This window comes from Neptunomonas concharum (genome assembly GCF_008630635.1).
Classification (GTDB): domain Bacteria; phylum Pseudomonadota; class Gammaproteobacteria; order Pseudomonadales; family Balneatricaceae; genus Neptunomonas; species Neptunomonas concharum.
Genome location: NZ_CP043869.1, coordinates 3,475,040 through 3,487,486, shown reverse-complemented (window position 1 = coordinate 3,487,486; position 12,447 = coordinate 3,475,040). Strand labels below are relative to the sequence as shown.

Annotated in this window: 13 protein-coding genes; 10 read left to right on the top strand and 3 right to left on the bottom strand. The window is 47.0% G+C overall.

The window, feature by feature from the left end:
- Window positions 1-28: 28 nt before the first annotated feature.
- Window positions 29-1,006 (bottom strand): homoserine kinase, encoded by a 978-nt coding sequence (locus F0U83_RS16570; protein ID WP_138985851.1) that lies wholly within the window; start codon window positions 1,004-1,006, stop codon window positions 29-31.
- A 4-nt stretch (window positions 1,007-1,010) separates the two neighbouring features.
- Window positions 1,011-1,292, bottom strand: a complete 282-nt coding sequence (locus tag F0U83_RS16565) for a DUF2782 domain-containing protein (RefSeq protein WP_170221674.1) — start codon at window positions 1,290-1,292, stop codon at window positions 1,011-1,013.
- 107 nt (window positions 1,293-1,399) lie between these two features.
- Here F0U83_RS16565 and polA point away from each other — a divergent pair, with 107 nt between their 5' ends.
- Complete coding sequence (gene polA / locus F0U83_RS16560; protein ID WP_138985849.1) at window positions 1,400-4,159, top strand: DNA polymerase I; 2,760 nt, start codon at window positions 1,400-1,402, stop codon at window positions 4,157-4,159.
- A 186-nt stretch (window positions 4,160-4,345) separates the two neighbouring features.
- On the opposite strand, the gene yihA is transcribed toward polA, so the two are convergent.
- The gene (gene yihA, locus F0U83_RS16555) at window positions 4,346-5,002 is read right to left on the bottom strand and encodes a ribosome biogenesis GTP-binding protein YihA/YsxC (RefSeq protein ID WP_138985848.1); all 657 of its coding nucleotides are present in this window, start codon (window positions 5,000-5,002) and stop codon (window positions 4,346-4,348) included.
- A gap of 203 nt (window positions 5,003-5,205) precedes the next feature.
- On the opposite strand from yihA, the gene F0U83_RS16550 reads away from it, so the two are divergent.
- From F0U83_RS16550 to tatC, 9 genes are all read left to right on the top strand, one after another.
- Complete coding sequence (locus F0U83_RS16550; protein WP_138985847.1) at window positions 5,206-5,808, top strand: c-type cytochrome; 603 nt, start codon at window positions 5,206-5,208, stop codon at window positions 5,806-5,808.
- Between the two features lie 115 nt (window positions 5,809-5,923).
- On the top strand, window positions 5,924-6,559 hold the full coding sequence (locus F0U83_RS16545) for a thiol:disulfide interchange protein DsbA/DsbL (RefSeq protein ID WP_138985846.1): 636 nt from the start codon (window positions 5,924-5,926) through the stop codon (window positions 6,557-6,559).
- 134 nt (window positions 6,560-6,693) lie between these two features.
- Entirely contained in the window at window positions 6,694-8,235 is a 1,542-nt protein-coding gene (locus F0U83_RS16540) for a GGDEF domain-containing protein (protein WP_138985845.1), read from the top strand.
- 67 nt (window positions 8,236-8,302) lie between these two features.
- Window positions 8,303-9,931 (top strand): ubiquinone biosynthesis regulatory protein kinase UbiB, encoded by a 1,629-nt coding sequence (gene ubiB, locus F0U83_RS16535; protein ID WP_138985844.1) that lies wholly within the window; start codon window positions 8,303-8,305, stop codon window positions 9,929-9,931.
- A gap of 88 nt (window positions 9,932-10,019) precedes the next feature.
- A complete protein-coding gene (gene hisI / locus F0U83_RS16530) occupies window positions 10,020-10,406 on the top strand; it encodes a phosphoribosyl-AMP cyclohydrolase (RefSeq protein WP_138986644.1) in 387 nt (128 codons plus the stop codon).
- A gap of 10 nt (window positions 10,407-10,416) precedes the next feature.
- Entirely contained in the window at window positions 10,417-10,746 is a 330-nt protein-coding gene (locus F0U83_RS16525; RefSeq protein WP_138985843.1) for a phosphoribosyl-ATP diphosphatase, read from the top strand.
- Window positions 10,747-10,806: 60 nt separating this feature from the next.
- A complete protein-coding gene (tatA, locus tag F0U83_RS16520) occupies window positions 10,807-11,043 on the top strand; it encodes a twin-arginine translocase TatA/TatE family subunit (RefSeq protein WP_138985842.1) in 237 nt (78 codons plus the stop codon).
- A gap of 14 nt (window positions 11,044-11,057) precedes the next feature.
- Window positions 11,058-11,426 (top strand): Sec-independent protein translocase protein TatB, encoded by a 369-nt coding sequence (gene tatB, locus F0U83_RS16515; protein ID WP_138985841.1) that lies wholly within the window; start codon window positions 11,058-11,060, stop codon window positions 11,424-11,426.
- Window positions 11,423-12,250, top strand: a complete 828-nt coding sequence (gene tatC, locus F0U83_RS16510; protein ID WP_138985840.1) for a twin-arginine translocase subunit TatC — start codon at window positions 11,423-11,425, stop codon at window positions 12,248-12,250. The genes tatB and tatC overlap by 4 nt, the downstream gene beginning before the upstream one ends.
- Window positions 12,251-12,447 lie beyond the last annotated feature (197 nt).

Sequence of the window (12,447 nt, the reverse complement as noted above, 5' to 3'; positions counted from 1 at the left end):
TCCTGTATGAGTGAGTGAACTACCCGCATTAGCTGGGTAGACTTGAAGGGTTGGCGATGCGCTGGAGTAAGATGCGTTTGAGTTCACCGGGATCTTTAATCACCATGTCACTGCTTTCGCGTCCTGCCTGCTGTACGCCGTAGGCTGGGATGAGACGGGAGAGCCAGAAACGCATAGCGGCAGTACGGGTCATCTGTGGCCAAGCTTTGTGCTCGTCATCGGTGAAAGGCCGCTCGGTTTTATAAGCATCTAACAGCGCTTGTTCTCTTATGGTATCAATACTGCCATCCGGTAAGGTGCACCAGTCGTTGGCGACAATGGCCAGATCGAACAAAAGAAACGCTGTCGCGGCGTTGTAAATGTCTAAAATGGCAGAGACTTGAGATCCGTCGAACAGTGCGTTGTCGTGAAACAGATCACCATGAACAATCCCCATGGGTAACCCCCAAGGTTGTTCACGAAGTTCGTCAAACAGACGTACTTCCTGAGTCAACAATTCACCATCTTCAGGGCTAAGAAAGCGTTGAATGGTTTGGCTTTCCCGTCGCCACCAAAATACACCGCGATGGGCTTGTCTACGCAGGTAAAAATGTTCAGCAGCCAAATGGAAGCGTGCCAAGTGCCCTCCAATAGAGGCGCAGTGCTCTGCTGTGAGCTCAGTTTGGGCCACATGGTGGCCGCTAAAACGTGGTTGCAGCATGGCCGGGCGGTTGTGAATCTTCTTGAGCGCAATACTGTTTTTGTCTTGAAACGGTGCAGGAACAGGAATGCCTTTACCTGCTAACCAAGTGGTTAACTCAACAAAGAATGGCATCTCTTCCATGCCAAACTCTTCGAATAGTGTGAGCACATACTCCGTTTGCTGAGATTTCTGCGCCAGCGTTACAAAGTAGTTGGTATTTTCAATACCCCCTTCAATGCCTTTAAACGAAACCAACTCTCCCAAATCAAATTGAGAGAGTAGGTTTTTCATGTCACTTTGTGAGAGTTGTGTATATACAGCCACGATATTACCAGCGGAAAATAACCCATTTAGGGATCAATAGTGTGGATTCTTCAACACGCGTCATGGAGTCGTGCCCTTCAGAAGGGACCAGATAGTAGGGCTTTCCTACCGCAGGTACCACCTTAATTTCTTGTAACACGCCATTGATTCGATATTCATAATAAGTGTTATCGTCTTGGTGATGGATACGAATATCCGGCTCACCTTCTTCCGGATCTCCGGGTAAGCCAGCAGCCCAACTGCTTAGTGACAGTAAGAGGCCGAGTGTAAAAAGTAACTGTTTCATCATTCCTTCCTTTTGCCATTGGTCTGACAGCTTCAGATTGACTATGATTGTGGGCTGGGATAATCGCTCTGTAAAGCATCCCGGATAACTTAACTGATGGATTGAACATGACTCAGCCAGCTTCCCCCCTTATTTTAGTCGACGGATCTTCCTATTTGTACCGAGCCTTTTTCGCCTCTCAGCAAGCGGATTTACGTACCAGTGACGGTCAGCCTAGCGGCGCTATTCGGGTAGTTACTTCCATGCTAAGAAGCCTGATTAACGCCTATCCCCAAGGTCGAATAGCGGTGGTGTTTGATGCTAAGGGTAAGACATTCAGAGACGAAATTTTTGCTGAGTATAAAGCCCATCGGCCACCGATGCCGGACGATTTACGCGCTCAAGTCGATCCCATCCATCAGATTATACGCGCAATGGGGTTGCCGCTCATCATTGAAGACGGAGTAGAGGCGGATGATGTTATTGGCACCATGGCGCGTCTGGCGAGTGCGCAGGGCTGTGAAACGATCATATCCACGGGCGATAAAGATATGGCGCAGCTGGTGGATGAGCATGTCACACTTATCAATACCATGAATAATACAACGCTGGATGTTGCAGGCGTTGAAGAGAAGTTTGGTATACCTCCTCATTTGATTATTGATCTCCTCGCACTCATGGGGGATAAAGTTGACAACATCCCAGGTGTTCCAGGTGTTGGTGAAAAAACGGCATTGGCTCTGCTGCAGGGTATCGGGGGCATCTCTGAGCTGTACTCGCGCTTAGGTGATATTGAGGGCTTAGGGTTTCGTGGTGCCAAAACGATGGCTAAAAAGCTCGAAGAGCACCGTGAGGCTGCTGAGCTATCTTACCGGTTGGCGACAATCAAAACCGATGTGCCATTAGATTTTGATTTGCCTGATATTGGTATGCCTTGCCAAGATAAAGACGCCTTATTAGCGCTTTTTAAAACCTACGAATTCCGCAGCTGGGTACAAGAGCTAGAAAGTGGTGTGACAGGTGCTGGTGCTGCTAGTACCGCAGAGGCTGAAGCACATACAGCACCGCAAGGACCGAGTGACTTGCGCTATCAAGTTGTGACCGAACAGAAGGCGTTAGATGAGTGGCTCGCTCGCTTAGCGTCTGCCGAGTTATTTGCCTTTGATACGGAAACGGACCGCTTAGATTATATGGAAGCGGAGCTAGTCGGTGTTTCCTTTGCGATCGAAGCGGGTGAAGCCGCTTATGTACCGCTAGCTCATGACTATGTGGGTGCTCCAGAACAGCTGGATCGTAATGATGTGCTAGCCCAGTTAAAGCCTTTGCTGGAAAGTGATACTCACAAAAAAGTGGGCCAGCATATTAAATTCGATATGAATGTTTTAGCACGCTACGGTATTACTTTGCGCGGTGTCGCTTTTGACACGATGTTGGAATCCTATGTGTTGAACTCTACAGCAACACGCCACGATATGGACAGTCTTGCCGATAAGTATCTGGGGGTAAAAACGGTTAGTTTTGAGGAAATTGCGGGCAAGGGTAAAAAGCAACTGACATTCAACCAAATTGATCTAGAGCAAGCAGGGCCCTATGCCGCAGAAGATGCCGATATTACCTTGCGGCTCCATCAAACCTTGTACCAGCAACTCAGTAGCGAACCTTCCCTAGAGAAGGTATTTATTGATATAGAAAAACCTTTGATCCCTGTGCTCTCAGGCATGGAGCGTCAAGGTGCGCTGGTGGATGCGAACCTGTTGGGTAAGCAAAGTGTAGAGATAGAACAGCGGCTCACAGAACTAGAGCGTGAAGCCCATGATATGGCGGGTAAAGTCTTTAATTTAGCCTCGACCAAGCAGTTACAAGAGATTCTGTTTAACGAGCTTAGCCTGCCGGTATTGAAGAAAACGCCAAAAGGTGTGCCATCAACCGCAGAAGAGGTGTTGCAAGAACTTGCGCTGGATTACCCGTTGCCGAAGCTGTTGCTGGAGCACCGCAGTCTAAGCAAGCTTAAATCGACCTACACCGATAAATTACCATTAATGATTAATGGGCGAACGGGGAGGATACATACCTCCTATCATCAGGCGGTGACCGCAACAGGGCGGCTTTCGTCAACTGATCCGAACTTACAAAACATTCCCATTAGAACGTCTGAGGGTAGACGTATTCGTCAAGCGTTTATTGCGCCAGAAGGGTACCAGCTTGTGGCGGCTGACTATTCACAGATTGAATTACGCATTATGGCGCATCTATCCGGTGATAAAGGTTTGCTAAACGCATTCTCCCAAGGCGAAGATATACACAAAGCAACGGCATCAGAAGTATTCAAAACAGCGATCGAGCAGGTGACCTCTGAGCAGCGCCGCAGCGCTAAAGCGATCAACTTTGGTTTGATCTATGGCATGTCTGCATTTGGCTTGGCGAAGCAGCTGGGTATAGGAAGAAACGAAGCGAAAGAGTATATCGAGCATTACTTTGCGACGTATCCCGGTGTTCAGCATTATATGGAAGATATTCGCGAAAAAGCCAAGACACAGGGCTACGTTGAAACGGTTTTTGGCCGCCGTTTATATCTACCGGGAATTAGCGCTCGAAATGCGATGGTTAGACAAGCGGCTGAACGAACAGCAATCAATGCACCGATGCAGGGCACCGCGGCGGATATTATTAAACGCGCAATGATTTTAGTCGATGCTTGGCTACCAGAAAGTCATTTTGATGCGCGTATGATCATGCAAGTTCATGATGAGCTGATTTTTGAAGTAAAATCGGATCAAGTTGTTGAATTTAAAGATACTGTCGTTGCAAAAATGCAATCGGCGGCAGAGCTATCCGTGCCCTTAATCGTTGAAGCGGGAAGCGGAGATAATTGGGATCAGGCGCATTAAATAAAAAAATTGTATTTTTTTTGAACAATTGGGGAACTAAGGAGAAATACAGGTGGTCAATAATAAAACACATCCTGGAGTTCCCCTTCATATCAGTATTCAGTGATGTGTGTGAATTGTGTTGCAGGACGCCTTGCCCCCAGCTAAAGCCTTCCCCTTCAGTGCTTTATCTGGGGGCTTATTTTTTTAAGCTTCTGATTGCTCGTGATCTTCCTCGCTTACGGCTGGCAACGTGAGCCAGTTATCTAGCTGGCGGCTCAGGCTATCAATGCCTGTACGCTTTAATGCAGAAAACAACTGAATAGTCACCTTATCGCCGAGAATATCCGTTAGTTCTTTTCGCAGCTTCAATAAGGTTGACTGAGCAGGCCCTTTTTTCAATTTGTCGGCTTTAGTCAACAAAACGTGTAAGGGGACCTCAGTTGATTGACACCACTCCACCATCATTTCGTCAAACTCTTTCATGGGGTGGCGTATATCCATAACCAATACAACGCCTCTTAAGCTGTAACGCTGTTGCAGATACTGATCAAGATGCTTCTGCCAGTGCTCTTTCATGGCGATAGGTACTTTTGCATAGCCATAGCCAGGTAGATCGACTAATCGACATCCCTCAACATTCAGATCAAAAAAATTGATCAGCTGTGTTCGGCCGGGGGTCTTGGAGGTCCTCGCCAGTTTTGTATTGTTAGTGAGTGCATTAATTGCACTGGATTTACCCGCGTTGGAACGGCCCGCAAACGCAACTTCAGCCCCGGTATCTTCTGGACACTGGCTCAGTTTACTGGCACTGATCAGGAAGCGAGCAGCGTTGTAATGGATTGTTTTCTGGTTATCAGTCATAGACTTTAGGTTACCGAATGGGAGTGGTTACACATTAACCGTTCCAGTTTGTGTGGATATTAAGTTATAATGCCGCCAAATTTTACCCGTGAATAGAGTCGACCTCTAGTGGCTGGGCATAATAAGGTTTCCGGTTTGTACTGATATCAACCATGAATCGGTGCAAGCATCCATTTTTTGAATGACAAGAGTCTGGGTTAATCATGAACAAACTACTGATCAGCTTACTGTTAACCTTAGGTATAACTGGTATGGCGAATGCGGCTGGCGATGCAGCAGCCGGACAAGGAAAAACAGCTGTATGTGCAGCGTGTCACAGCGCTGATGGCAACAGCATGATTGCTAACTTTCCAAAACTGGCGGGCCAGCATGAATCTTATCTGCTCAAGCAGATGAAAGATATCAAAAGCGGTGCGCGCCCAGTGGTTGAGATGACGGGCTTACTGGATAACCTGAGTGATCAAGACTTAGAAGATATTGCTGCATACTTTAGTAGCAAGAAAATTCAGGGTGGTAAAGTTGCTAAAGATCAGTTGGAACTAGGTCAGCAAATTTACCGTGCTGGTTTAGCGTCTAAAGCGGTTCCTGCATGTACAGCGTGCCATGCAGCTAATGGGCAAGGCATGTCAGCAGCGGGCTTCCCAGGATTAAGCGGCCAACATGCAGCTTACTCCGAAAAGCAGTTGAAAGACTTCCGCGTAGGTGCTCGTAATAATGATCCGCAAGCGATGATGCGTGACATTGCAGCGAAGCTGAGTGATGTTGAAATTAAAGCTGTTTCAAGCTACTTGCAAGGTCTTTACTAAGCCTGATAGATAGCGAGGAAAAGGCAGCTTGAGCTGCCTTTTTTTATGTTTTCCTGAACCCTTTTAGTTTGCAGCGGTCACAGGAAAAAATAGAAATTCATTGGAGTACTAGGTTATGTGGAAGACATTATTGTCTGCTTTTTTATTTCTAGGTATGAGTTTGTCTGCCCAAGCTGCAGAGAACGAGTATGTGGCAGGGCAGCACTATATTGAGCTGGAAACGGCGGTAAGAACAGCTGACCCTTCTAAAGTTGAGGTGACGGAGATGTTTGGCTACCCGTGTCCTCACTGTAATACATTTGAACCTATGTTAAATGCATGGCACCACAAACAAGCTGACGATGTTGACTTTAAAAGGGTTCCTGTTGTCTTTGGCCGTAGCTGGGAGCCGATGGCGCGTGCTTATTACACGGCTGAACTTTTGAAAGCCGTTGATAAAACACACCAGCCGATGTTCGATGCAGTTCATCTACAAAAAAAGCGCTTTCGTAACGCGGAAGAGTTAGCTGACTTTTATGCTAGCTTAGGGGTTGATAAGGAGAAGTTCGAAAAAACCTTTAACTCCTTTGCTGTGAACACTAAGCTTGGTCAGGGCGACTCAAAAGTGCGTAGTTATCAGGTAGACGGTGTTCCATCGTTGGTTGTTAATGGCAAATACCGCATAACGGCTGCTACCGCTGGTGGGCAAAAAGAGATGTTAGATGTTGTAAATTATCTTGTTGAAAAAGAGCGTGCTGCATTGGAAAAGTAACCTTTTCGAATCAGTAGACTGAGCCGCCCATCGAAAGATGAGGCGGCTTTTTTGTGTAACAAGTATTTCGCTGGTTCGATGGAGATCTTTGATCTACCATTAATAGAAGTCTTATCAGACACAGGACATAGGGTGTGAGTAAGGAACAAATCGACTGGAAAAAGAAGTATAAAGAAGCTGCGATGGAGCTGGAACGGTTGGAAAACAGCCGAGAAGGTGAGTTGCTAAGGCTGGCTATTTCCCAGTTAATGATCGGACTGCAGGGCCAATCTCCTGATCTGGATAAAGCATTAGTGCTTTTACGTTCCTCTCTTCATGATGAAAAAGCACCCATCAGTCGTAAAATTTTGACGCCCGTTGAGCGAAGTATACGCAGTTTGGACGCATCAAGGGAGTCATCATCAAAAGCCCTGCTTGATGTGTTACACAGATGGCTGCTGAGTATCAAAAAAGCTTTGAATGCAGAGTCGCCGCTTAGTGATAAATTGCTTGAGCTTGAAAGAAGCGTCGCGGGGGCCTCTGAATCACTCTACCAGTTACCGGGTTTTATTTCTCAGCTTGTTGAGTTGCAGAGTGAACTGATATCCATTGGGCACACACCTGCAGAGGGCAGCGAGGCATCAGGCGAGGATACAAGTGTTCAGCTAGAGATGATAGCTGATGAGCTACTGCAGCTGGTCGGTGTGCTGAACTTAACAACTGATGGCCGTAGAGCAGCGGATGATCTGTCGCGCAAGATTGATAAAGGGATTTCCATTGCTGATTTGGCGCCTATACTGACGCGTATCTGTGAGTTGATTCAGCAAGCGACTGATGCCAGTCAAGAGGATTTCGAAAGCTACCTTCTCAACCTGAACTCCCAGCTGGCTGAAGTGCAGGGCTTTTTGCAGGAGAGCCACTCAGAGCAGCAAGTCTCCAGCATTGCGCATCGTGAACTCGATTTACAGGTCAGGGCGGATGTAGGGCAGATCCATCAGGCGGTTGAGGATTCTAATGACTTGAGTGAGCTTAAAGTATCGGTGTCCCGTCAGTTGGCGGGTATTGTGAAAGCGATGGATCACTTCAAGCAGGGAGAGGAACAAAGGGATAACCGCTTGCAGAAGCGTTACGATGACTTGATGGCGCATGTGACTGAAATGGAAGAGGAAACCCGTCGCGTTAAGGCGCACATGGAGGAGGAGCGTCAAAAGGCGCGAACGGATGCACTTACAGGGTTACCCAATCGCGCCGCTTATGATGACCATATGGCGAAAGAGTTTGAACGCTGGAGTCGTTATCAACAAAGCTTCTCTGTCGCGATAGGGGATTTGGACTTCTTTAAAAAGGTAAATGACACCTATGGTCACTTAGCTGGCGATAAGGTGCTCAAGTTAGTGGCGCGGGTGTTATCAAAGAATTTACGTACATCAGACTTTATTGCTCGTTTTGGCGGTGAAGAGTTCGTTGTACTCATGCCTTCCACAACCGCTGAAGAGGGCGCGCGTGCCATCGATAAGCTGAGGGCATCCATCAGTAAAAGTCCGTTTAACTTTCATGGCAAGCCTGTCACGATTACGATGTCCTTCGGTATCACACAAACACAGGACGCTGACACGCCGGACGACCTGTTTGGTCGGGCTGATAAAGCACTCTATGAGGCCAAACAGAAAGGCCGGGACCGCGTTTGCATTGCCTAGGCTTTACCTAGGCTTCAGGAAAGGGCAAACTTGTGGCCGCTGATCAGCTGTATATAGGATAGTTCCAGTGCGACGCCTTTCCCGTAGTTTTAAAATCGCTCATACTTTTGTTCGTTATCGTCTAGATACTTTCTTCGAGGAGTTGCCACTCCCTTGGTATCTACGAATGTTGCTTTACCTGATGCCGTGGCGTTATCTGGTTAAAGCTGAGCTGCCTAGAGGTGTTCGGTTACGCCTCGCGCTAGAGTCGTTGGGCCCTGTTTTTATCAAGTTTGGGCAGATGTTATCTACACGGCGAGACTTATTGCCCGATGATATAGCAAATGAATTAAAGCGATTACAGGATAATGTGCCACCCTTCGCCGGCAAAGATGCACAACGCATTATCGAAAAAGCCTTGAATCAACCCGTTTCGCAGCTTTTCTCTGCATTTGACGTGGAGCCTATGGCGTCGGCGTCGGTAGCGCAGGTACATAAATCAACGTTGCTAGATGGCCGTGAGGCTGTTGTAAAAGTGATTCGACCTGGAATTGACAAAACCATCCGCAAGGATATCGCCTTACTTTATACCCTAGCTCGTGCAGTACATGCCGCATGGCACGAAGGGCGAAGACTAAGGCCCGTAGAAGTAGTAATAGAGTATGAACAAACGCTGATTGATGAACTGGATCTTCGTAAAGAAGCGGCAAATGGATCACAACTACGTCGTAATTTTGAGTCATCCGACATACTTTATGTGCCAGAAATCTACTGGGATCTAACGCGGCAAAATGTGTTAGTCATGGAACGTATTCACGGTATACCGGTAGCCGAAGTTGAGCAATTGGTTGCGCAAGGGACTGATCTTAAGTTGCTAGCAGAGCGGGGCGTTGAAATATTTTTCACCCAGGTATTTCGCGATAGCTTTTTTCATGCTGACATGCATCCGGGGAATATTTTTGTATCCCGAACAACACCCTATGATCCAAGATATATCGCGGTAGATTTCGGTATAATTGGCTCGCTAACCGCAGAAGACCAAAATTATCTTGCGCGTAATTTCCTTGCCTTTTTTACGCGTGATTACCGCCAAGTCGCCCAGCTACATATTGATTCGGGTTGGGTGCCTGCTAATACGAATGTGACAGCATTTGAAACTGCGATTCGTAGTGTTTGCGAGCCTATTTTCAACAAGCCACTAAAAGATATCTCTTTTGGCCAGGTATTACTCGGTTTATTTCAAACGGCGCGGCGCTTTAATATGGAAGTGCAGCCCCAGCTTGTGCTCCTTCAGAAAACGTTACTCAATATCGAGGGACTCGGGCGACAGCTGTATCCTGATTTAGATCTTTGGCAAACAGGAAAGCCGTTTCTGGAACAATGGATGAAAGATCGGGTTGGTCCTAAAGCGGCTTATCAGGCGGTGAAAACTCAGGCTCCAGATTGGCTGGATAAAATGCCCCATGTGCCTCAATTGGTGTTTGATGCTTTGGCGCAGATTAAGAATCAGCCTTACACAGAGCATCAACGTGCAGTGGAGCAGCAAGCCAAGAGAGAGGCAGAGCGAAAAACACGCCGCAACAAACGGGTAGCAGCGTGTATGATTATTGTGATGGGCTTATGGTTTGGGCACGATGGCGCACGCGAATGGATGGATAATTTAGCGCCTATTGGCTGGGCTTTAGGTGGTCTTGCGGTGTGGCTGCTGGCCGGCTGAATTTAGGGGTGTGCGTAGTTTATGGGATGGAGCTTACTTACCTGATCCGGTATGCTTGCAGGCACTAGAGAGAATAGAGATTAAGGCGATGACCGACAATTGGCTCAAGCAAGTTAAGTGGGATGAAAAAGGCCTTATTCCGGCGATAGCCCAAGACTTCCAGACAGGCAAAATTTTGATGGTTGCGTGGATGAATGAAGAGTCATTGAAGTTGACGGTGGAAGAAAACCGGGCTATTTACTGGTCACGCTCCCGAAATCGCTTATGGCGAAAAGGGGAAGAGTCTGGGCATGTACAAGTATTACACGAGGTGCGCTTGGATTGTGATAGCGACGTGTTACTTTTACAGGTTGAACAGAAGGGCGGGATCGCCTGTCATACAGGCAGGGAAAGCTGTTTCTATAGCGTCTTACGCGAAGGTGAGTGGCAGCCGGTCGATCCGGTGCTAAAAGATCCTCAAACGATTTATAGTTGATAGGTTAACCATGAGTGAAGTTTTAACCCGTTTGGGCGATATTCTCGAGGCGCGTAAGGGTGCAAGTCCTGATAGCTCTTATGTAGCAAGCTTGCATGCGAAAGGGCTTAATAAAATCCTAGAAAAGGTTGGCGAGGAGTCAATCGAGACGATTATTGCAGCCAAAGATGCAAAGGTGTCCGGCGATAATTCGGATGTCATCTACGAAACGGCGGATGTGTGGTTCCATACTTTGGTGATGCTTTCTCATTTGGGAGAGTCACCTCAGTCTGTTATAGATGAACTGTCTAGGCGCTTCGATATATCGGGTATAGAAGAAAAAGCATCCCGAAACAAATAGTAACTATCCCGTAAAGGGAGCTTTGTAGCCTGAGTGCTAAAACAACAAGAGGAATAAAAAATGGGTTTTGGTGGAATCAGTATTTGGCAGCTCGTTATTGTACTTGGCATTATCATTCTTTTGTTTGGTACTAAAAAACTACGCAATCTTGGTGGAGACGTTGGTAGTGCGGTGAAAGGCTTCAAAAAAGCCATGAAAGAAGAGCCAGAAGACGCGAAACAGTTGGAGCAGGATGATGCTACTTTTGATGCGGCAGAGAAGCCAGCAACAAAGCAGCAATCGACTGACCAGAAGTAAGCGGCTGCTCAGCGATGTTTGATATTGGCTTTGCAGAACTGTTGATGATTGCTGTGGTAGCGCTATTAGTGTTAGGGCCAGAGAAACTGCCTACCGCCATCCGGACATTAGGCTTATGGCTTGGTCGGGCCAAGCGGACAGTGAGTAGCATTCAAAGCGAGATATCCGAAGAGCTCAGAATAGAAGAGATGCGGCGCACGGCGGCCATCAAGAAAGAAGCCTTAGATAAGGAACTGAGCGAAATGAAGCAGCCCTTTGGTCAGGCCTTTGATGATGAATCGCCCCTATCCCAATCGGCTAAAGCTCCGGAAAGTGTTGAGCAATCAGACACGGCTTCCCCTTCGGTCGCTAAGGCCACACCAGATAGAACACAGAATACATGAGCATGCAGGAAAATAGCTTACCCGATCAAGATCAGGAACAAACGCTGGTTTCTCACCTTGTCGAACTTCGACAACGAATGATGAGAATTGTATTGATAGTGCTGGCCGTATTCTTAGGGCTCTTTTACTTTGCCAATGATCTTTACGAGTATCTATCTGCTCCCCTAACGGCTCTGTTACCCCCAGGGACCAGTATGATCGCCACGGACGTGACCTCGCCGTTCTTTGCGCCCTTTAAACTGACGCTCGTCACAGCCATCTTTGCTGCCATCCCTTTCATCCTTCATCAGGTATGGGGGTTTATTGCGCCGGGGCTATATAACCACGAAAAGAAAGTTGCTGTTCCGCTTTTGGTTTCTAGTATTTTTCTCTTCTATGCAGGTATTGCTTTCGCTTACTTCGTCGTGTTTCCGCTGATATTTGGATTCTTTACCAGTGTGGGTCCTGAAAACGTAGCGGTGATGACGGATATTAGTAGCTATCTTAACTTTGTGCTTAAGCTGTTCTTTGCATTCGGTATTGTCTTTGAAATCCCTATCGCTACGTTATTACTTATTTGGAGTGGCGCAACAACGGCACAGAGCCTGACATCAAAGCGAGCTTATGTAATTGTATGCTGTTTTGTTGTCGGTATGCTGCTAACCCCACCGGACGTTATTTCGCAAAGCCTCTTAGCTATTCCGATGTGGTTGCTATTTGAGTTAGGGATATTGCTCTCCAAGGTATTCGTAAGAAAATCAGAAGATGATGAGATGGATGAAGAGTTGGAGGCGGCCATTCAAGAAGAGAATGAGCAACATGATTCTCAGTCTAAAAATGATTAATCCTCATTGTGATTGGATCTGGTAAAGGCGCTCTAAGAGCGCCTTTACTGTTTTGTAAGATCGCTAGCCAATATTTCATATTTTTTACAACTTTTTGCGAATAAGGTGTTGACACTTTTTGGGGTGTCTGTAGAATGCGCACCTCTTCCGGCAGAGAGCGCCAAACTGGCGAACTTGGGCAGGAAGGGTTTAATAAA

Excerpts from the sequence above, each read along its gene's own strand:
- polA (WP_138985849.1), top strand. The coding sequence starts at position 1,400 with ATGACTCAGCCAGCTTCCCCCCTTATTTTAGTCGACGGATCTTCCTAT.
- yihA (WP_138985848.1), bottom strand. The coding sequence starts at position 5,002 with ATGACTGATAACCAGAAAACAATCCATTACAACGCTGCTCGCTTCCTG.
- F0U83_RS16550 (WP_138985847.1), top strand. The coding sequence starts at position 5,206 with ATGAACAAACTACTGATCAGCTTACTGTTAACCTTAGGTATAACTGGT.
- tatA (WP_138985842.1), top strand. The coding sequence starts at position 10,807 with ATGGGTTTTGGTGGAATCAGTATTTGGCAGCTCGTTATTGTACTTGGC.
- F0U83_RS16545 (WP_138985846.1), top strand. The coding sequence starts at position 5,924 with ATGTGGAAGACATTATTGTCTGCTTTTTTATTTCTAGGTATGAGTTTG.
- tatC (WP_138985840.1), top strand. The coding sequence starts at position 11,423 with ATGAGCATGCAGGAAAATAGCTTACCCGATCAAGATCAGGAACAAACG.
- hisI (WP_138986644.1), top strand. The coding sequence starts at position 10,020 with ATGACCGACAATTGGCTCAAGCAAGTTAAGTGGGATGAAAAAGGCCTT.
- F0U83_RS16565 (WP_170221674.1), bottom strand. The coding sequence starts at position 1,292 with ATGAAACAGTTACTTTTTACACTCGGCCTCTTACTGTCACTAAGCAGT.
- tatB (WP_138985841.1), top strand. The coding sequence starts at position 11,058 with ATGTTTGATATTGGCTTTGCAGAACTGTTGATGATTGCTGTGGTAGCG.
- F0U83_RS16525 (WP_138985843.1), top strand. The coding sequence starts at position 10,417 with ATGAGTGAAGTTTTAACCCGTTTGGGCGATATTCTCGAGGCGCGTAAG.